Annotated in this window: 20 protein-coding genes; 3 read left to right on the forward strand and 17 right to left on the reverse strand. The window is 56.3% G+C overall.

The features are described 5' to 3' along the window. Positions 1–99: 99 nt before the first annotated feature. The 3 genes from NITMOv2_RS19530 to NITMOv2_RS19540 are packed head-to-tail and all read right to left on the reverse strand — an operon-like array spanning position 100 to position 3,251. Positions 100–864 (reverse strand): DUF3047 domain-containing protein, encoded by a 765-nt coding sequence (locus NITMOv2_RS19530; RefSeq protein ID WP_238590400.1) that lies wholly within the window; start codon positions 862–864, stop codon positions 100–102. Positions 865–917: 53 nt separating this feature from the next. Then, complete coding sequence (locus NITMOv2_RS19535; RefSeq protein ID WP_053381457.1) at positions 918–2,471, reverse strand: mercuric reductase; 1,554 nt, start codon at positions 2,469–2,471, stop codon at positions 918–920. Positions 2,472–2,513: 42 nt separating this feature from the next. Beyond that, positions 2,514–3,251 (reverse strand): TVP38/TMEM64 family protein, encoded by a 738-nt coding sequence (locus tag NITMOv2_RS19540; RefSeq protein WP_238590401.1) that lies wholly within the window; start codon positions 3,249–3,251, stop codon positions 2,514–2,516. A 364-nt stretch (positions 3,252–3,615) separates the two neighbouring features. Between NITMOv2_RS19540 and NITMOv2_RS19545 the strand changes: the two genes are divergently transcribed. Beyond that, positions 3,616–3,795 (forward strand): hypothetical protein, encoded by a 180-nt coding sequence (locus NITMOv2_RS19545; protein ID WP_053381458.1) that lies wholly within the window; start codon positions 3,616–3,618, stop codon positions 3,793–3,795. Between the two features lie 388 nt (positions 3,796–4,183). Then, positions 4,184–4,795: a Crp/Fnr family transcriptional regulator gene (locus NITMOv2_RS19550; protein ID WP_187299282.1), complete on the forward strand. Its 612-nt coding sequence runs from the start codon at positions 4,184–4,186 to the stop codon at positions 4,793–4,795. Between the two features lie 93 nt (positions 4,796–4,888). Here the strand turns inward: NITMOv2_RS19550 and NITMOv2_RS19555 are convergent, their stop codons facing one another. The 10 genes from NITMOv2_RS19555 to NITMOv2_RS19605 form a co-directional block, all read right to left on the reverse strand. Beyond that, positions 4,889–5,650, reverse strand: a complete 762-nt coding sequence (locus NITMOv2_RS19555; RefSeq protein ID WP_238590402.1) for a carboxymuconolactone decarboxylase family protein — start codon at positions 5,648–5,650, stop codon at positions 4,889–4,891. Further along, complete coding sequence (locus NITMOv2_RS19560; RefSeq protein ID WP_053381461.1) at positions 5,613–5,822, reverse strand: DUF2934 domain-containing protein; 210 nt, start codon at positions 5,820–5,822, stop codon at positions 5,613–5,615. Before NITMOv2_RS19560 ends, NITMOv2_RS19555 begins: the two co-directional genes overlap by 38 nt. Positions 5,823–5,993: 171 nt before the next feature. Then, entirely contained in the window at positions 5,994–6,848 is an 855-nt protein-coding gene (locus tag NITMOv2_RS19565) for a DMT family transporter (RefSeq protein WP_053381462.1), read from the reverse strand. A 63-nt stretch (positions 6,849–6,911) separates the two neighbouring features. Then, on the reverse strand, positions 6,912–7,730 hold the full coding sequence (locus tag NITMOv2_RS19570; RefSeq protein WP_053381463.1) for a TVP38/TMEM64 family protein: 819 nt from the start codon (positions 7,728–7,730) through the stop codon (positions 6,912–6,914). A gap of 238 nt (positions 7,731–7,968) precedes the next feature. Continuing rightward, on the reverse strand, positions 7,969–8,949 hold the full coding sequence (locus NITMOv2_RS19575) for a TonB-dependent receptor (RefSeq protein ID WP_053381464.1): 981 nt from the start codon (positions 8,947–8,949) through the stop codon (positions 7,969–7,971). Positions 8,950–9,139: 190 nt separating this feature from the next. After that, positions 9,140–9,802 carry a tetratricopeptide repeat protein gene (locus tag NITMOv2_RS19580; RefSeq protein ID WP_053381465.1) on the reverse strand — a complete coding sequence of 221 codons (663 nt, stop codon included), beginning with the start codon at positions 9,800–9,802 and terminating at the stop codon, positions 9,140–9,142. Positions 9,803–9,876: 74 nt separating this feature from the next. Further along, positions 9,877–10,125, reverse strand: coding sequence for a hypothetical protein (locus NITMOv2_RS19585; RefSeq protein WP_053381466.1), 249 nt, complete (start codon positions 10,123–10,125; stop codon positions 9,877–9,879). Between the two features lie 495 nt (positions 10,126–10,620). After that, positions 10,621–11,172: a carboxymuconolactone decarboxylase family protein gene (locus tag NITMOv2_RS19595; protein ID WP_053381468.1), complete on the reverse strand. Its 552-nt coding sequence runs from the start codon at positions 11,170–11,172 to the stop codon at positions 10,621–10,623. Beyond that, the gene (locus NITMOv2_RS19600) at positions 11,169–12,086 is read right to left on the reverse strand and encodes a DUF3179 domain-containing protein (RefSeq protein WP_053382170.1); all 918 of its coding nucleotides are present in this window, start codon (positions 12,084–12,086) and stop codon (positions 11,169–11,171) included. Before NITMOv2_RS19600 ends, NITMOv2_RS19595 begins: the two co-directional genes overlap by 4 nt. 107 nt (positions 12,087–12,193) lie before the next feature. Beyond that, on the reverse strand, positions 12,194–12,766 hold the full coding sequence (locus tag NITMOv2_RS19605; RefSeq protein ID WP_053381469.1) for a hypothetical protein: 573 nt from the start codon (positions 12,764–12,766) through the stop codon (positions 12,194–12,196). A gap of 786 nt (positions 12,767–13,552) precedes the next feature. On the opposite strand from NITMOv2_RS19605, the gene NITMOv2_RS19615 reads away from it, so the two are divergent. Beyond that, entirely contained in the window at positions 13,553–13,879 is a 327-nt protein-coding gene (locus tag NITMOv2_RS19615; RefSeq protein WP_145976443.1) for an AlbA family DNA-binding domain-containing protein, read from the forward strand. 714 nt (positions 13,880–14,593) lie between these two features. On the opposite strand, the gene NITMOv2_RS19630 is transcribed toward NITMOv2_RS19615, so the two are convergent. The 4 genes from NITMOv2_RS19630 to NITMOv2_RS23035 form a co-directional block, all read right to left on the reverse strand. Further along, positions 14,594–14,977, reverse strand: a complete 384-nt coding sequence (locus tag NITMOv2_RS19630; RefSeq protein ID WP_083448225.1) for an MbcA/ParS/Xre antitoxin family protein — start codon at positions 14,975–14,977, stop codon at positions 14,594–14,596. Between the two features lie 27 nt (positions 14,978–15,004). Next, positions 15,005–15,286, reverse strand: coding sequence for a hypothetical protein (locus tag NITMOv2_RS19635; protein ID WP_053381475.1), 282 nt, complete (start codon positions 15,284–15,286; stop codon positions 15,005–15,007). A 66-nt stretch (positions 15,287–15,352) separates the two neighbouring features. Beyond that, positions 15,353–17,110: a TnsD family Tn7-like transposition protein gene (locus tag NITMOv2_RS25200; protein ID WP_083448226.1), complete on the reverse strand. Its 1,758-nt coding sequence runs from the start codon at positions 17,108–17,110 to the stop codon at positions 15,353–15,355. Positions 17,111–17,125: 15 nt separating this feature from the next. Beyond that, complete coding sequence (locus NITMOv2_RS23035) at positions 17,126–19,192, reverse strand: TnsD family Tn7-like transposition protein (RefSeq protein ID WP_145976444.1); 2,067 nt, start codon at positions 19,190–19,192, stop codon at positions 17,126–17,128. Between the last annotated feature and the right edge of the window lie 10 nt (positions 19,193–19,202).

Consider the following 19,202-nt stretch of genomic DNA (forward strand, 5'->3'; position numbering starts at 1 on the left):
CAAGACACTTCGTGAGAGCGAGATAAGTTCGACCAAATTCATTGGCCGCACAACGATTGACAACCCTATCGGGTGTAATGACGGCGCAGGTTGCGCCATTCAGGTTCGCTTCTTGACGACGATATCCCCGTAATAGGCCTCTGCAGACTCGCCGGTATTGTCGGTATCGGTCATGATGGCCACGCCAGAAATCATCGGGGGCTCTTGGCCGAAGACCCGCTTATAATCTTCGTACACATTGCGTTCCTCGGTAACCCAGGTATTGAGCTTGTTCGAGCCGCTTTCGACCACGATCATGTGGACCTGATCGGTATAGGGATTCGGCACAGCGGTTCCCACCGGCGCCCGACTCTCCCAGATATAGTTGATGGCGCCGAGCGGTGGGTACCGGCCATAGATCAGCCTGGCTGCTTCATACTTCGCTTTTCCGAAGAGCCCGACTTTCTGGCTGTCGTATTGGAAGGAGACATAGAGGCGGGCGGGATAATCGTCTCCTTCTTTCTTGGCCACGTCCCCGGCCTTCAGGATATTCGAGACTTTCCACTGCCATTGAATGATCGGATATTCCTTCGGATCGATCAGAATTTCTTTCGTCAGGCCCGAAGAGGAGGCCCGGCTGTCTGCTTTGACCGCGACGCGGTCGCCGTCCTTCACGAGGCGGTACGTCGTGTGCTGGGAAATCTTGGGAAACGTGAGTGGCTTCCAGCCGTTGGGCCAAGACCCATCCGGCGTTGCCGCAGAAAACGCGCCGATCTCTAGGGCCTCCGTGGATTCCGCTTGCAGGAAGTTCGGCTCACCGGGAATCATGCCGGCGGCAACCAGAAATGCGAGGCTGCTTATTAAGATCGAAGTGCGGAGTGCCATACACTGTGTCCTCTCATCCAATGGTGCGAAAAGTCCCGGAACCGCTCCCACGGCTATTTTCTCGTCCACGAAAACCACTTACTGAGGATGTTCTTTTGTCGTGAGGTGAAGGTGGTCTTGCGCCAGGCATTGGCCACCCTCTTCACGACTTCGCCCTGTGTGGGATAGGGATGAATTGTCGACGCCAGGGTCTTCAAGCCCAGTCCGGCTTTCATGGAAAGGGTGAACGCATTGATCAAATCGCCGGCATGGGCCGCGACAATCGTGGCCCCCAAAATGCGATCCGTCCCTGCCTCCACATGGACCCTTGCAAAACCCTCTGCTTCACCATCAAGCACCGCCCGGTCCACCTCGTCTAAGCGATGCGTGAACGTCTCCACCTTGTGCCCCTTCTCCTTCGCCTCAGCTTCGTAGAGGCCGACGTGGGCGATCTCCGGATCGGTGTAGGTTGCCCAGGGAATGACAAGAGAACTGACCCGTGCTGTGCCGAGCCCGAAGGGATGGGGAAAGAGCGCGTTCTGAATGACGATCTGAGCCATGGCGTCCGCCGCATGCGTAAACTTGTAGCGGGAGCATATATCCCCGGCCGCATAGATATTCGGATTGGTCGTGCGGAGGTGGTCGTCGACCGTGACGCCCGCCTTGTCGTAGTCAACATCGGCCGTCTCCAAGCCAAGACCGTCTACGTTCGGCTTACGCCCGGCGCCCACGAGAATGTGGTCGACCGTGATATCGTACGCCCGGCCATACGAACCGCCCGTCAGCCGCTTGCCGGTCTCCGTCTTCTGGATGGTCAACTCCTTGCCGCAACAGAATAAGGTCACACCGTCGCGAACCAGCGCTTTCTCGACAATCTCTGCCGCATCGCGGTCTTCGTTCGGCATGATCCCGTGCAACGCCTCAATCAGATACACCTGACTGCCGAACCGGGCGAAGGCCTGTGCCAGCTCACAGCCGATGGGTCCTGCTCCGAGGATGGCTAGCTTTGCCGGCAACTCGGTCAGCGAAAAGATGGTTTCGTTGGTCAGATAGCCCGCTTCTTGTAGTCCTGGGATGGGTGGCGCGGAGGCCCGTGCGCCGGTGCAGATGACGGCCTTGGCGAAATCTAATGTCGCGCTGCCGACCTGCACGGTCTGCGCGCTGGTGAATTGCGCCTGGCCCAGGTATACATCGACGCCCAGGCTGGTAAACCGCTGAGCCGAATCCGTCCGGCTGAGTTGGGCGCGCAAGGTCCGCATGCGCGTCATGACGGCGGGGAAATCTTCCTTCGCCGCGCCGGAGAAGTGGATGCCGAACTCCTCACCTTTTCGAACATCAGCCCAGGCACGCGAGGCCCGGATTAAGGCTTTGGAGGGCACGCATCCGACGTTCAAGCAGTCGCCGCCCATGAGGTGCCGTTCGATCAGTGCGACTTTTGCCCCTAGGCCGGCCGCAATGGCCGCCGTCACGAGTCCGGCCGTTCCTCCACCAATGACCACCAGGTTATATTGACCAGTCGGTGTCGGGTTCACCCAATTTGGTGGATGGACGTAGTTGATCAAGCGTTGATTATGTTCATCGTCGGGTAGCATCACGTTGGAAACAACCACCTTTTCAGGCGCGCTCATGGGCGGGGTCCTTTCGGTTGATGAGGGGGCATTGAGTCTCGTTCACGGGTGAGATGAAGCCTCTGTACGATTCACCAAGTCAGCCGGTTTACCGGCGAATCGCCGGTACAGAATCGGCACCAGGGCGAGCAGTCCCAGCAAGGTGAACGCCAGGATCACGTTAGGTGAGGCAATTTCTTTGAGCGAATTGATGGTCCCCAGCTGCCGCCCGGCGTAGGCATAGACGAAGCTGCCCGGCACAATGCCCAGAGCCGTCGCGAGCACATAGGTGCCGAGGCGGACCCGAGTCAAGCCTGACACCAGATTGACCAGGAAGAATGGGAACAGGGGAACGAGCCGGAGCGTCACGAGGTAGCTGAAGGCGTTCTTCGCAAACCCCTCTTGAATCGGACCCAGCTTCTGGCCGAACGTCTGCTCGACCCACCCGCGCAAGAGATAGCGAGCGGTCAAAAACGCGAGCGTGGCTCCGCCGGTCGCCCCGAGATTCACTAAGGCTGTGCCCCGCAGGCTCCCGAAGAGAAAGCCTCCGACGAGGGTCAATATCGTGGCGCCGGGAAGCGACAAGCCGGTGACCAGACTGTAGGTGACGATAAAGCTCGCCACGGCGGCGGCGTGATGTTCGTCAGTGAAGGCCAGGAGCCGATCACGGTTCGCTTTCACCGTATCCAGCGTGAGATACGCATCCAGGTCGAACCAGAAGAATGCGCCGATGGCGAGCCCGATCACCCCAGCGATGATGAATTTGCCGAAACGCGGCCCGCTCGCTGATTCGTCGGGCACCGAGCCCTGATGAGATGGCGGTGTCTGATGTGCCGTCCCGCACGTGCCCGAATGTTCTCTTGCACACGATATGTCCTTCATGAGGCTCCCTTCGATCGGCTGAGTGAGGCCGAGCATCTGGTCTGTCTTAGATCGGTCTGTTAATGGGGAATGTTCTCTCGTCATGGCGTCACGGTAACTCAATTCCTGATGTGATTCTGTGAGCCAATTCACAAAGCAAAAGATAGGCGGAATACCGGGAGGAGCTGCGTCTTTTATGGAGCAAGATTCCCACTATTCAGCCAGAGTCTTCTAAATCGGCGTACAGGCTGCGCATTTACGGGGCATGTCTTTGACTCATGATGCAGTGAGGAGCCGGCAGAGGGTGCTGTCCGGATGGCTGAAGCATGCCCGCGGAGCATCGCTGCAATCAGAGAAGAGTTCGCACGATCCTGATGTCATCCGCTTGAGTGGCGGCAGCATCGATGAGCTTCATGATCGCTGGGGAATCACGGGCATCGTGAGCCCGGCCAGCGACAAAACCGTTGCTCGCCTCTTACTGTGAAAGGCAAGTGAGGCCATGGGCCTGATGTTCCATGTTGAGGTCGAATACAAGACCTACGGATGGCGTGGCTGACGACAGCGGGATTGAGGCCTCAGTTGCGAGACGTGACCGTTGAGGGAACGGGCCAATCCAGCGTGACAGATAGCGTGGAGCCCTGGCGTTGCCGGTCGTCTAGAACTGTAAGCTACCTCACAGTTTCTTCCTGGCCAGTGCAAGACAATCTTGGGGTGAACGATGCTGCGCTTGCCTTCATTCCAGTAAGCGAGTAGGTTGATGCTATCTCTGCGAGCTAATTCTTATGAACCACCTACAAACCGCTCCCAACAAACTCTGGTACCTCAAGCACATTCATTTGTTCGACGGAATTTCTCCCTCTGAGATGCAGGAGATGGAGAAGATCACTCGCATGGAGGAGGTCAAGAAGCGGCAGCCCTTGTACCTTCCTGGAGACCCAAGCAGCAGTGTGTATCTCCTCAAGCGGGGGCGCGTGAAAATTGCCAGCACGGCTCCCAATGGAAAAGAAGTGACCTTCGAGATTTTAGAAGCAGGAGATGTTTTTGGGGAACTCGACGTGCTGCAAGACGCCCCTCGCTCGACCTCAGCTGAGACTCTCGATGATGCGCTCATTTGTGTGATTCCACGGAAGGATTTCGATCAATACTTGGCCATGCACCCTAACGTGACGATCAAACTGACCAAGCTCATCGGCCTGCGACTCAAGAAAATCCAGAGCCGCGTTGAGGATCTCGTCTTTCGCGAGGTGCCGGCCCGTCTGGCCCACTTGCTCTCGGAGCTGGGCAAGACCGAAGGAGTTGCTGAGAAGCAGGGTATCCGTCTGAAGGTCAAGTTGACCCACCAGGAAATGGCCAACCTGATCGGCTGCAGCCGTGAAACCGTGAGCACCACGATGGGGCAGTTCCGGGACGACGGCCTCATTCAGATGGATGGCCGGACGATCACGATCCTCAAGCCAGACGGGCTTTCGCGACAGATGGCCTGACCGCTTCACTTCAATCTTCACACACCTTCGCCACACAAGGGCGATGAGATCCCTGAGCGGATCTCATCGCAGACGATATCGTTTGTCTCCGGCCTATGTCCGATGTTTCACGAGTTGAAACGAGCGGGTGAACCCGAAGATAAAACTCGTTCCCTGCGCAAGATTGTTGTTTGAGTCTCGCGCCAAGGGTATTTGGGCCATGAAGTACATTGAGGTTGCTTCCGTGAATGAGGACTTGACGAGCGCCCCCAGGTCGAGCTGGAATCCCGGGGTGTAGGCGAAGTATGTCGATCTCGTATTCGGAACTCGACGATCAAGGACGCGAGGGTCGATCACCGTCGGTTCCTCCCCCGCAAGCGGCGCCGCCGACTGCTCCAAGTTGGCCGTGACATCCGCCTGATCGACTTGGGCCGGCAGGAGAGTCAGTTTGCGTACATAGCGGAAGATTGGCTTCAGACGATCGGTGACGTCCGCTTCCGCGAGATTCAGCGCAAGCTCTTGGATCAGTTTCCGGTCATGCCCATACCTGGCCGCCGCCTCGGTGTGCGAAGCTTCGCAGAAGGCACAGCGATTCAGGCTAGACACATACGCAGCCATTACTTCACGCTCCCCTTCGGTGAAGGGCGAGGGGCCTCGCATGAGCTGCTGGGCGAATTCATGCAGGGGCCGCGCAAATTTAGGGACCGCCAGAAAGATATCGATCAACGAGGCATCGGGTATGGAACGAAGAAAGCTCATACTGTATTCCTTTTCAGGGACAACCGCGGCAGCGTGGCTGCAACATGGCGGCTGCTCAGCATCGTGTGCGCCATGCAGACTATCCGCCCTTCGTGCCTTTTCCCCGATGTCGTTCAAGAATGCGCCGTTCAGCCTCGGACCAGTGCTCAAGATCATGACCATGTTCATAGCCGCACTCGCAGTAGAGTTTGTAGGCCAGTTGTTCGATTTCCTGCTGCAACTGTGACGCATTCGGCTTCTCCGCCTCGGTCTTGCCGCCGTTCGTTTTCGACTCGTGTTTTCGTGACATGGGATCCTCCTCTGTCCGGATCAGGTCCTCCTTGGGTGAGGGCCAGGTTGGAGTGACGCGATGCTCCAGCTAATGATGGCCGCACCCTATCAGTTGGCCTTCCCGCACGCTGTGATGCAGCTGACAATTCGGACAAATTGAGTTGATGATATTCGTCGCGAGGATACGGGGTTATCCGCTGTGATCTGTGCGGCGGAGGAAAACCAGCGCGACGCCGCCGAGAATCGCTGCGGCCGCTATGACCAGGCGCGATGTAACCGGCTCTCCCAGAAAACCGACGCCACCGAACGCCGCCAGAACCGGCACGCAGAGCTGAACTGTCGCGGCGCGGGTGGCCGTCAGCCCGCGCAACGCGGCGTACCAGACCGCATAGCCCACGCCGGACCCGAATGCGCCGGACAGGACGGCGTAGAGCACGCCGGCTCCATCCAGCCGCATCCAGGGCCAGGCCGCCAGGCTCAACAGCCCCGCCAGCGGAAGCGTCCGTAAAAAGTTTCCCGCCGTTGCGCCAGCCGGATCGTCACGATGCCGGCCCTGCAACGAATAGATTCCCCAGGCGAGGCCAGCTGCGAGCATCAAGACCGACCCGCCGAGAGGCGGAGACGAAAGCCCCGGCAACAGCAGCGCAGCCAGGCCGCCCAGCGCGAGGACGAACCCTCCCCATTGCCCTGTGCTCATCCGTTCGCCGGCCCACAGTCCAGCCCCGATCATCGTGGCTTGCACGGCGCCGAAGAGCAGCAACGCCCCCGCACCGGTCGGCAACGTCATGTAAGCAAACGAGAAAGCGGCGGCATAGGCGAACAACGCACCGGCCGACGACCAGGATCCCCCAAGCTCCGGGCGTGCTCGGCGACACCGAACGATCAGCCAGAGCGTGACGGCGCCTGAGGCGAGGCGGATGCTGGAAAAGCTTGCCGGATCGATGTCCGTACGGGTGAGGGCCAACCTGCACAGTACCGAGTTGCCGGCGAAAGCGGCCAGCGCGAGCAGGGTCAGGATAGTCGTATGAAGCAGCGACGGAACCATCGGCGATTCGTAAGCGCTCCGGGTTGATTGTTCGTCGCCCGGACACGGAGAGCCGTGCCTGTCTTAACTCAACGGTCCGCCGCAGGAATCGCATCGCGGGGCGCCGTCTACAGCCGCAGCCGCCGGTTGCATCATCGGAAGATGCACATGACCTGCGACCGGCATTTCGCCGCGCAGCAGGCGAACCCAGCGCGCGGTGGGGTAACGGAGCACCAGCTTCGGAAGAAGCACCATCATGGCCACCATGGCCAGACCGGACACCATCATCAGCCACACACCAGAGGCAACTCGACTGCCGGCATAGGTCAGCGCGAAGGTCGGCGGAATCATTCCGACAAACGTGGCCAGGGCAAAGGTCCGGAAGGACATGTTGGTCAGGCCGGCGCCATAACTGATTACGTCGAACGAGAAGAGCGGGACCAGCCGGGCCAGCAGAACAAAGATCGCCAGATGCCGGTCCGAGCATCGTTCGCAGAACGCGACGTTGGTGCGCAGGATCTTGGTGAGGAGTTCGCGCCCCAATGCTCGTCCGATGAGAAAGCTTGCAATCGCGCCGATCTCCGCGCCGAATACGGCATAGGCGGTGCCCAGCATCGGGCCGAAGGTGGCCCCGGCGGCGATGTCCAGCGGCAGACTCGGAATGGGGCTGATCACGACACTCGCCGCCATCAGCGCCATAAAGATCGGAGGTGCCCATGGTCCCGCTTGCTGAAGCCATCCGGTAATCCGTTCCGGATGCAGGAGTTCGCTGAAATCGAACCAGAAGCTGAGCCCGTACCCGCCAAGGATGAGCAGGAGAAAAGCGGCCCCTTTGAAGAGCGTGCGGGGCGGCAGCCGTTTCCGCAGCCGGGCGCGAGCGGAGAGTCTATCCGGACGGGACATGGAGATCTCCTCAGTGAGGGGTGTCACAATTCTATCGCACGAGTGAAATCGGGATAATTAGCCTGCTTTCGCAGGGCGTCGAGCTCAACATGGCATGCTTCAAGTTTCTCCGGGGCATCAAGACACATCTTGCACGATCTCGACGTTGGTAACTGTCATACAACTTACAGGACTTGGATACTGTAGCGCCCTGGGGCAAGAAGTGGTTGGCTCTGCACGATCACGTGCCATAGATCGGTCAAAACTTGAAATCAGCCCCGAGCCACAGGTTTGTATTGCTGACTGAGGTGGGTTCGAAGCTAAACTTCCGACTGCCATGTTGACAGCCGAACTTCAGCGTCATCGCGTCGGTGAAACGATACTGAAACTCCAGGTCGCCTTGATACACGTTCTCATGGGCGCCGCGATGCACATCGTCCGCGAGGCCGCTCGTAAAATTATTACGCTCATAGTCGAATCCGAGAAGGACACTGACCCTGTCCATCGCCTGTACGACCAGTTCGGCCGAAGCATAGTGATTGACATAAGAGATGTCATCGTGGACCTGTGATTGGCGTCGCCCGTCCGCCAGGCCTCGCTCGTAATGGTACCCCACCAGCAATTGCACTCGCGGAGTGATCATCCATTCGACGTGGGGACCGACCGTCCAGAAGCGTGTGTCGCGTTCACTGAAGGCCTCATTGTATTGTCGCGTTCCATAGCGCCCGAGTAGTCGCACCGTCACATTCGCGGCCACGCGGCGCTCCAGGTGGCCGCTCCAAAAATGAGTCGTCACGCGCTCATCGACCAGCAGTTCCTTTCCGGATCGGCGCTCGTCGTTCTTGCCTAAGAACAGGTTGGGCCCATAAAAATAGTACAGCCGCACGGCTGTCTCGGACGCAACATCTTGTGTCAGACGCAGACGGTATGACCCGTGGTTGTACACCGGATTCCCGGCATAGACGAAGCCTTGCGCCTGCGCCGACAACTCGGTGCGCCCCCAGCGTGAGTCGAAGGCCCGCCGAACATCGACCGACGGCTCATAGACCATGTCGCTCCCCTGTCCGGTTCGATCCACGACCGGTTGGGTCGGATCGTTCTGCAGGGACAGTCTGCGGGTGGCGGAAAAGAGGCCGACATCGTCGGTGTAGAAGAGATTGTTCTGGATCTCACCCGACCATTGAGCCGAGACGAGCGTGGATTGAAGGAGCACCCCGGCCAGCACGACAGCACATCGCACAAGGGTTATAAGGAGGCGATAGCGACAGGACTCCGTCACGCTCCTGTCTCGCCGGAGTCCGTTGTTTCCTCCCGTGTAAGAACACGTGCGCAGACGGCATGCAGACCGAAGGGCTCAACCGTGCGACTGAATCGAGCGCGACTCACACCTGCTTCAGGACCCATCCCCGCACCCAGCCTCATCGGCATCCTTATATTGATGAATTCGGAAGGGACGCCTGCTGCCGGGCTGCGATCACTCTCAGAATCATATCGGCATGATGGAGGGCCCGGGCGCTCCAATGTCGAACCGTTTGAAGATAGGCGAGGTCCGCGTAGTGCGGATCCAGGTGAATCGCTTTCCGATAGCTCTCGCTCGCCTGGTCCCCGTGACCACCGGCGAACAGGCCGAGTGCCAAACCGGCCCAGGTGCCGGCCATCTGCTGGTTGAGGTCCACGGCAATCCGCCAGGCCTCCATTGCAGAGTCCAGCTGCTCCAACTCAAAGAAGGCAAAACCAAGATTGCTCCAGGCCGGCGCATAGCCGGGATTGAGCGCAACGGATTCTCGGAACTCTATGAGCGCGGCTTCGGGCTGCCCCTGGAGATGAAGGAGCATGCCAAGGTTGTTATGAGGCACGGGATTCAGAGGACTGAGCCGGATCGCTTCACGATACTCCCGGGCCGCACCCTCCAGGTCTCTTTGCTCGAACAATCGCCCTCCGGCGTCAATATGAAGTAGGGCCTCATCCTGTGCGGCACGAATCGTCGGCTCTGAAGCCGCTTCGAAAGACGGCTTTGCGTGAGAGACGGCGCACCCAAACGTCATTGTGAGCACCACCGCTGCTGCTGCACTCCAAGCAGGCATGTAAGTCATATCGCTCCCTTCCCTACTCACGGATCATTGCATCGGAGAAACACCATATGGGCGTTCGCACCATTGATGCCGCCTCAGCGGCACGTCGTCATGGCCCGCGTCAGCAACCACACTGTCGCCAGCGCGAAACTCGCGATCCCGATAATGCTGCTCCAGAACGCCAGAAAAAGAAGTCGAATATATCCCCCGAGCGTATCAGCCCCGTGTGCGAGTAGGAGATAGCCGTCTATTCCTATGCCGATCACCAACATGATCGCGGAGAGCTTGATGAACGTCCACGCATTCCCTGCGGATAAACATTTCCACTGCATCTCGTGTGTCATAACATTCTCCTTTCCCTCTGTACGCCTTTGGCGTACTCCCCTCCAATTGAGGTTCGCGTCATTAAACATGTGCACGACTCGTGAGATTTAACGCCTTGGTCAGCTGTCCCCTGGTCATATCGCCTTTCTTTGCCGAATCCTCCCGAAAACTTGCCGTCGCCACACCGCCATCGAGCCAGATCGTGACATCTATAACCAGCGATGCGAAGAGCGGGGGACAGCCTCGCCGTCGCTCTTTGTCTATTCTAGTTCTCAGCGATCTCTGCTCAATGATTCTATTGTGGCGACGGCCTCTCGTATCCGTTGTTCGCCTGCCTGCTTTCTCACCGTTCTCATCCATAATGGGATGATGTCAGGCTACGTCACCATCATGGCATGGGTCTGTGACGCATCTTACAAACAGCTGAACAAATCTCTGACGGAGACGGACGAAGGAGAATGGGATCTCGGGTTGAAGGAGGATGCGAAGAGATGACGGAGATGATCGAGCCTGTGCTAACCTTGCCGGTTGCGGCCCAGCGCCTCGAACTGGGTGTTGCTCGGCACGCAAGGAGCGGCACAGCCCATGGCATGCGTGACAGTCGGGAACAGGCGGGAAACGGCGATTGCCATGGAAAGCTCGACGCCGCCGACGTCACCGTAGCGACGAAAGATGGCCTCGCGCCAGAGATCCTCTTCACCACTGCCGGTCGCCACCGCTTGGGTGAAGAAATACACCTCTGCGAGATCTGGCGGCAGCGCACAGGGGGCTTCATCGAGAATGGTATGAATCAGGGCCGCGCTGACGCCGGCTCGTGTTGCCAGGTGCACTTCCATCGTCATCCACGTGCCGCAATCTTCATGTCGCGCGGTGACGATTCGCGCCAGATGATACGCCTCAGGCGGAAGGGCCCGCCGAAATCTTGCAAGAGGCATGATCTCCATGAATGCCAGAAAGTGCGGAGGCGAAACGCGGAGCATGCCGCGCAGATAGGCGAGTGAGATCCCCTGCGCCCGTTCAACCGCACGGAGCCGCCGCTCAAGGAACCAGCGGATCACTCGGGTCATGGGGACCTCCGTACAGGCCATTTGAACACCTGCGTGTCGGGATGAAAGGCATACCAGGCGAACCAGAAGGCCGTCACGGACGGGATCGGTCTCCCTCCCGTATCAGTCACCGACACGCTGCGCGCACGGTGATTAACCTGTATCGTCACCGTGTCTCCGCCGAGTTCATCGGTGAGGGGAGACTCGCCCTTCTTGAGCTCGCTAAAGGGATAGGCTTTGACCACGCCCTTGTGCTCGATCCCCACCACCCATTCTTTGGGATGGTAGCGCGGATCGACATGCGTGGTGTCGAAAAACAGTTCGCCGCTTTCAGCATATCCTGTGTAGGGATCTCGATCGTAGTTTCGAAGCGACCCGGTTCTCGTTGAGAGCACGAGTGTTGACGGATAGGCCGCGCGCCACTCCGCCCATGTCGTATGCTCCAGAAAGACAGGTGTGAGCCGCTGGCCTGTCAGCGGCCCCGCCACGGCATGCATGCCGATCTGTGACCACAAGCTGTCTGTCTGATGGTCGTACATGAGGAGGTCGCTTTGATAGAGCAGGCCGGACATGCCAAATGTATGCGGGCCCCCTCGCACGTTCGCATCGCAGGCGATCCCGGTCCCGCAGAGCGGGCAGTAGGTGACAACCACCGGCTTGCCGCCGACCACATCATTCACGATTTCGTGCCAGTTGAGAATCTTGATCGGATAGGCCTTGGCTTCGACTCCCTGCGTGAGTCCCAAGACGCGATCATCGTCCTGGAGGAACGTCCCCTCCGCGGCGGAGACGAATCGTGGAGTGAGTAAGGCAGGAATACCGTCTTTCCCAGGCCCTCCATCGACAATCTGGTCGAGTGGAACACTATGCTTGGTCAGATCGAACGAGGTCGCTAGCGACTTCCCAAACCCAAGCCACGCGGAGCAACTAAGCACAGCACCGATGGCGATCAGGAGCAGCACTCTGCGCCGGGGTGGAACAAGATAGGGCCAGAAAACCGTTCTGGCCGGAGTCGAAGAAGTGAGCGATTGACCGGGCTGGTTCATGTGACGAACAGATAGACTGTTATCGCAATCGGAAGCAGTAGAAATATGATGAGCAGTAAACCACCGAGCCGCACGCCGATTAGCCGAAAGGGTTCTCCCAACGGCGCAACGGGCGCCGGGATTGTCTCTTTAAACCCTTGATATTCATCACGCAAACACGCGCTCACAAACGCCGGAGTATCCAGGATAGAGGAGGGCCTGACTCCAGAGAGGTACCGGTCAAACGCCTTGAAAAATCGGATGGTGGACACAATCTTCCGGTACGTTACCTGATCGAGCGCGTTCCGATTGAAGGCGTGGGGTACGGCCGTGGCGAAATACAATCCTGCCTCATTTGTAGTAATGGCCAACGCGATGATGCGCTTGGTGCTGTGATCCAGATGTTCGAGATAAAGCTCTTCTTTGAACAGTTCCCAGGCCGTTTCCAGATAAGCCGGTCGATCACACATTCCCATAAACAGATCTGGTACAAACGTGACACCGAGAGTCTGGGTAATATCCAGAAAGACGATTTGGGTGGCGGTGATCCGTGAGAGGTCAGAGCTGAATCTCTCCGGCTGTGTATCCATTACGGACATCATCTTCACTCTAGAGTCGCTCTCTGGCCGACGGCCGCCTGATCAGGAGTTGCTCCGCTCCCATTCTTTGAGTCTCGCCAGCAACCATTCCTTCCGTGGGATACCCGTGGCTAGGACCCGCCCACCGAGGAGAAAAGCAGGGAACACCAGGATGCCCAAGACATCACAGTCCTGCTTGTCTGCAGCTCGAACCTCGATATGCCACGCAGGAAGTTCCTGTTGAATTTCTTTGACTAACGCCAGAGTCGACCGCTCGGACAGGCAACCCCGGTGAACGAGAATATCAAGACGAGCCATGGGGTAATCCTAAAGAAATACATCGTGGCGAACTGTGAGGCGGCTTACATTAGAAGGCTGAACCTTGGTAGGGGGAAATCTATGTCCCTCAAGTACGCGCCCACACGATCCGATCTTTGGGGAATCCGCTCTACACATCGGCCAACTTGATTCGGCGTTCGTGGTGCGTTTCACCCCAATACACTGCGCTAAAAAGCCTTCACAAACCGCCGAATTGAATAGAGCCAATCGACTGCATACAAACCCTCCAACCCGTCGATTTATAACACGCAAGTATAGAAACCTTGGAAACAACGAGCCCTTTGCAAATCGGCCTTTTGTCTCTTAAGATCGGGCTTACCTGAAGAGCCTAATAATCGAAACTTCTCTCCTCACAAGGTTTGCGTTGACTACCGACACAAATTGAATTTGCTCCTGAAAGGGGTTTAGGAACACGCAGATGGCTGTTCGCCTTTCGAAGTGCGTGTGACTGGTTATGACATGTCTATTGCTGTCCCGGACCAAGTTGAAGGATTTGAAGTCTATCTAATTGGGGTGGATGCTCGAATCTATGACTTCCATAGAGAAACCAAGCTATGGGCGCTAGGCCAAGAGCGAGTCTTGGGCGCTGTCCCTGGTGGGGAAGCTAATCTTTCGATCGCCCCAAAGGCAATCCAACAGGGAGAGGGAGAGACCGTTGAGTTTAAGCCCTTTATCAAAGACAGCAGCTTGAAACTCAATGAATTGGTAAAGGCTGTAATCGCTTTTACGAATACTAAGGGTGGCGTTTTGCTTGTGGGTGTTTCGGGTTCTGCCCCGATTGTTTGACGAGAGGCGAACGACAGGTGCGAGGAGTTCGCAGAAGCGCTCCAGCCTCACATTATCCTTACAATACAGTTAGCCACCATCGAGCATCCCATCCTCTGAACCCTGCCGATAGTTATAGCTCTACCACACCCTCTGTTCTCACTATCCTGCATGGCTGTTATCTTTTCCACTCTTCTGAATGCACTGTTTTGGTATGATCACCCTCATGAGCAAACTTACCGGAAGAGCAGAGTCTCCCTCTCGGCTCCACGTGGTTCTTGAGCCAAGAGCGGGCCACACACTCGATGAACTCGTCCTAGCGTTGGAACAGGCTGGCGCCACGGAGATTGATCAGATCAGCGTCACGTTCGTCTCAGCTGAGATCGCTCCCACCTCGATAGCCTCCCTAGAGGCTATTGCGTTCGTGGAAACGAAAAAGCCTCACGGGTTGGCCTAACGTACTGGCCCAATTCAATAATTAAAGCGGAGCTGCCCCCGAGCCAGGTCCACATAGTGTTGGCGGCGCTTCAAGATCTCCCGAACCTCCTGACGCACATGCTCCTGCTTTTCGGGTGAGAGCGGCTCAGAGGAAAGACGGACATGAATAATGGCCGGAGTAATGCTGAGGGGGCTATCGTCTTGTCTGCTCATCCGAACGAGCCTTTACGCTTAGGGATTAGACAATCCGAGGTTCTGCGAATGACTGTGTTCCGGCTACGGAACTTACATCCTGCTTCAATCTGTCGCTTTCCGGATCGTGCTCACGAAGTGAGCTTTTCGACGCGCAAAGGTTTTCATTTTCTTAAGTGACGTCTGTACGGGGAGTGAGGCCCCTTTGATCCTCTTCAGTATCCCCTCTACCCTCGCATTTTCGGTCTTGGTTCCAAAAAGAGAAAGTGGAGGGTCTTCGGCATGCTGCAATGCAGCTTCCTGAGTAACGGCCCACTCCTTCTGGCCTTCTCGGCTCTTCTGATTCAGAGCCTTCATGACACGTTTCACTCCTGTCACGCTGCTCAACAAACTGAACGGGGTGCGATCCTTCAGGACCTTATTGGGACGATAGAACCAGCTGTTGGCCTTCTCCGCTGATCCCAAGATCTCAAGCGCTAACTTTGCCAATCGGCGAAGTTGAGATTGGTTGGCACCCTAGAGAGGGCTAGGTTGTTCACGGGCCCACTTGATCTCCCTCAAATTGTCCTTGATCTTGGTCGTGTTCTTCTTCAATTGTGCCAGCAGGACCGGGAGATCTTTGGGTGCTTTCTGCTCAAGAAGCTTCGCAAATGCTGCTTCGATATATCGAGGACCAGCCAGGTGTTGGCGAATGGCCTTATGGATTTCGCTGACCACGGTTCCTTTCCTAGCCTTATGAATCCGCCGTTGCAGGGCTCGCTGTTGCTTCAAAGAAATCGTTACGACAACCTTAGGCATCTGACATTCCTCAATGTAAGAATCTTACTTGCGACTCCCAATTCAACTAGAACCTGTTACCCCAAATTAAGGCTCGGTCAATGAACCAAGAATATCGGCAGTTCGTGGCAGCCTTCTGAGATACGGTGCAATCATCCGAAGTTGACCTGTCTGTCTGATTAAATACATCCGCGAGAAGCGTGGAGGTTGACCAGGTAGCACTCGAATTCGTTCAGCCGTTGTTCGAATCAATTCTGCAAATTCCTGGTCTCGTTTCTCCCAATCCACGGTCCTTCTCACGGAATGCCCAACAAACGCTTTTATGCGTCGATTTCCGTACTGCCGAAACCACGCCCGGTCATATCGCCTCAACCAGCTTGTCAGAGACCTAAATTGACGGAGCCTTTCAGGCAAACGAGCCTTTTCTCGACTCAAACCAAGCCATTTTTCTCGCTGCTCACAAAGGAACGAACGGGAGAATACACGAGTGACTTTCTGCAATTTCCCGGCACTTCGTGATGCCTGCCTCGGCGAGGACACTACACGCCTCAGAGGAAGTCCGATCCGACGTAATTGAGCACGAAGGGTTGGCGGTGAGACACCCATTTTGTCCGCGATGGCCTCTACTGACAAACCTGAATCCATCCAACATTCTCTCAGTTTCTGATCCCAAACCCGACCGTATATGAGGACTCGTCCCACATGAAATTGCATCATCGGTGACCAATCTGGTCCCGTCCGCGCGTAGACAAATCCGCACGCGCAGCAAAAGGTCCCGACGGGCCGGCCATCCGCTCGCATCGCAAGAGCACAAGCGGTGATCACGGCTTGTTGATAGTGCCGTGCCGCAGGATTCAGACATGGCCATGGTCCTGCCCCAAAGTGCTCAGGATGATTGGGAATCGCAAAGAAGGATTCGGCCGTCTGCCGGAGAAACTGCATCATCAGAAGATGGTGGATAGGTGAATAGCTGCTCCGGACTCGACGGACCAAGGCCAATACCCCGTCGCCTGATCGAAGGCCCCCTTGCTCACCCTCTAGTCGCCCAAGAACCTCTTGCGGGTAATGTCGCAAGAACGCTTGTCTCAAATGATGCGCGTAAACTCGGTTTGTATGCGTCGCGAGTCCTCGCTCTGCTAAGAGCGCGAGATATCGACGCCGCAGCGCATCTGGGTCAGGACTCACGGATGAAGCATTGAGTAACCATGCTGCGTTTTGTGCAAACGCAAGGATAGCAGTGGCCCCACAATCATCAGGCATCAAGGATCTTGCTACACATTGAGTAACAGTCCGTTCGGCTGAGCGGAACTCATGACAAGGCCGCAAGTCTCGAGCCGGGGCATCACTGTCTTGGATCCAAACGGCGTGGTCAGGGCAGACCTCAACCCCCGGTACCTGATGAATCCGATGCCAATAACATTCCCCCCACCGCTCTCGATCTTCCGCAACGCACCGGGGACAGTAGCGTAGCCAGTGCGACTTCGGCACATTGGCATGCTTATAGCCGAGCACAAGTTGAATGCCCTTTCGAGATCCTCCTCTCATTCGTCTTTTAATCTCCCCAACTCGACCGGAGGACAGAAAGGGAACATAGAACGGCAACAGTGTGTGCTTTGCAATGATGTCGTCGGTGGTCAACGAAGCCCTGGCGGGAAGCATCGACACGAAGTGGTCTAGATAGCTTGGGAGATCGATGGACGCAAGCGCATCACCTCTTCCGCCCACCGCATGGAGAAATGCGGTAATGCTGAGAAAGCGCAGCCGCTCCCTTAAGCGCGCGACAACACTATAGAACAGCTCATCGGGATGGGGCTTTGCGTAGCACGCAAGCATAGCCTTTACCATTGTGCACCTGTCGTTTCACACCATCATGGCATGGAGTATGTCATCACCCTGCTCTTGGTAGGACAGATAGTCTTTCTCCCGATATGCATCTAGATAGGGCTCTAGTGAGTAGCGCCCATCAAACCTCTCATCATCAAGAACACCCATATCTTTGCAACGATCGCACTTGTTGAAACGCGGGGCGTTGCGAGTCCCTCTACTACTCCATACGCTCATCGGGCATACCCGATGTAACACAAAGTCCAGTACTCCCTTGACTGCAGGTGATTCCCCTGCAGAAAGGGGCAATCCGCTTGCACGAAGCACTTCTAGCTCCGAAGGAACATGCCTAGCGAACTTAAACTGGCACAAGGCATGCCAGATACACCGCCGTGCAAACTGGGAAGCAGTTTCAACCGTCCGATCAAGCTCGACTTGAGCTTGAGAATGACGCGAAAGCGATGCCAGTGCGCACTCATCCACATAAATCGCATGGGCTATCGATTTTTGGTTAATCGCTCCCCTGAAAGCTGGGTCCATTCGAAGACGTCTGCCCGCCGCATGAATAGCTGACGCCAACACCTCGTCGCGGGATCCCAGTAAGTCCCACACACTTTGGATTGATGCGGGATACGGATACTTCGGCACATGTTCACTGAGCCAATCCGGGTCATCGGAAAGAAGTGCGAAGAAGGCCTGCGCCACGCTTTGACAGGTTTTTCGCCAATCAGTTTGTGATCCTCTGTCAGTGCCACAGAGCCACTCTCTCCGATTCTTAAGCACATATGTTTCAATAATAGGAGTCCACAAGGAATTGGTACCGTTACGCTGATCCACCGAAATTCTTGAAGGGTAACCGAGGCCACAGATGTGCCTATGGTCCACCAAGGAAGTCATTTCAAAGTTCGAAGTTAACGGTCCATCGGGATTTCCAGCAGCCGTGCTGTCATCTCGACCTTCTCTTCGAATGATGTACGATTGATGAAAAGCATGCTCCAATAACCGATCTGGTCCTGCACGTGAGTAGACCAATCCGCATGAACAAGAAAAAGTGCCAATTGGGGGATCGTTGGCAGAGGCCTGTACAACGGTACAATCCATGACAACTGGCTTACCATAATGAGATGCTCGCTTATTCCAGCAAGGCCAAGGGCCATCACCGAACACTTTGGGCACTTCTTTGACGTTAAAAATAGATTCGATACTTTGACCAAGGAACCGCGCAAGGAGCACATGATAAACAGGATGTTTGCTCACCACACCGCTCCTGATATAGCAGGTAAATGGAGTGAGTCCATCCGCAGCGCCTTCATTTTCGGCGAGAGCCTCCATGTATTTCTTCAGGAACAATCGAAGTTCATACTGACACCGCGCGCTCATGGATGTCTGCACGTAGGTCATGAGTCGTTGCTCCGCCGCCAGCCAATAATAGCGCTCACTTAAATCCTCTGAACCAAGACATGGACCGTTATAGTTCCAAACCCAATCCATATCGTGGGCGACATCAAAGCACAGTTTCTGATCGGAGTCTTTCCAGTCAACTCGCCTGATCGCTTTTGGTCTGACTATACGCTCGGCAATTATCCAATCGTCTCGCCATGGATGCGGCCAAGTTAAGTCGCTATGAGCCTCCAAAAACACCGCGTGCCTGGCGCAGACAGCGACTCCACTCAGCTGATGCTCCCGATGCCAATAGGCCTCCCCGTACTTCGCTCGGTCTTCCTGCACACAGGCAAGGCAGTAGCGAAACCGCTGCCTTGGGGATCGAAAGAGGTACTGATTCTGTAGAACAAGCCGCCCTGCACAGGAGTCGCTTCGCATGTGGGCTAACAGTCTGGCCTTGAGGGAGGACTCTAGAAATGGAGCGAACGCCGGATATGCTGTGTAGTGCTGAATGATTCGACTAGTATTAAGGCTTTCCGTCGAAGGGATTTGGTTCACAAACCATTCAAGCCCTTCCGGGAAATCCAGTCGAAGCATCTGGCTTCTGTGCCCCGCTTTCTCTTTTAAAATGCGTTTAGAATACCGCATGCGATCGGCAAAACGAGCCATCGTGCTGTACCAACATTCACCAGGATATGGGCGATTGAATCCTTCAAGCATCTTACTCGCG

Source organism: Nitrospira moscoviensis, assembly GCF_001273775.1.
Classification (GTDB): Bacteria; Nitrospirota; Nitrospiria; order Nitrospirales; family Nitrospiraceae; genus Nitrospira_D; species Nitrospira_D moscoviensis.

Excerpts from the sequence above, each read along its gene's own strand:
- NITMOv2_RS19530 (WP_238590400.1), bottom strand. The coding sequence starts at position 864 with ATGGCACTCCGCACTTCGATCTTAATAAGCAGCCTCGCATTTCTGGTT.
- NITMOv2_RS19535 (WP_053381457.1), bottom strand. The coding sequence starts at position 2,471 with ATGAGCGCGCCTGAAAAGGTGGTTGTTTCCAACGTGATGCTACCCGAC.
- NITMOv2_RS19550 (WP_187299282.1), top strand. The coding sequence starts at position 4,184 with ATGGAGAAGATCACTCGCATGGAGGAGGTCAAGAAGCGGCAGCCCTTG.
- NITMOv2_RS19560 (WP_053381461.1), bottom strand. The coding sequence starts at position 5,822 with ATGTCACGAAAACACGAGTCGAAAACGAACGGCGGCAAGACCGAGGCG.
- NITMOv2_RS19565 (WP_053381462.1), bottom strand. The coding sequence starts at position 6,848 with ATGGTTCCGTCGCTGCTTCATACGACTATCCTGACCCTGCTCGCGCTG.
- NITMOv2_RS19570 (WP_053381463.1), bottom strand. The coding sequence starts at position 7,730 with ATGTCCCGTCCGGATAGACTCTCCGCTCGCGCCCGGCTGCGGAAACGG.
- NITMOv2_RS19580 (WP_053381465.1), bottom strand. The coding sequence starts at position 9,802 with ATGACTTACATGCCTGCTTGGAGTGCAGCAGCAGCGGTGGTGCTCACA.
- NITMOv2_RS19585 (WP_053381466.1), bottom strand. The coding sequence starts at position 10,125 with ATGACACACGAGATGCAGTGGAAATGTTTATCCGCAGGGAATGCGTGG.
- NITMOv2_RS19595 (WP_053381468.1), bottom strand. The coding sequence starts at position 11,172 with ATGACCCGAGTGATCCGCTGGTTCCTTGAGCGGCGGCTCCGTGCGGTT.
- NITMOv2_RS19605 (WP_053381469.1), bottom strand. The coding sequence starts at position 12,766 with ATGGATACACAGCCGGAGAGATTCAGCTCTGACCTCTCACGGATCACC.
- NITMOv2_RS19615 (WP_145976443.1), top strand. The coding sequence starts at position 13,553 with ATGTCTATTGCTGTCCCGGACCAAGTTGAAGGATTTGAAGTCTATCTA.
- NITMOv2_RS19635 (WP_053381475.1), bottom strand. The coding sequence starts at position 15,286 with ATGCCTAAGGTTGTCGTAACGATTTCTTTGAAGCAACAGCGAGCCCTG.
- NITMOv2_RS25200 (WP_083448226.1), bottom strand. The coding sequence starts at position 17,110 with ATGGTAAAGGCTATGCTTGCGTGCTACGCAAAGCCCCATCCCGATGAG.
- NITMOv2_RS23035 (WP_145976444.1), bottom strand. The coding sequence starts at position 19,192 with ATGCTTGAAGGATTCAATCGCCCATATCCTGGTGAATGTTGGTACAGC.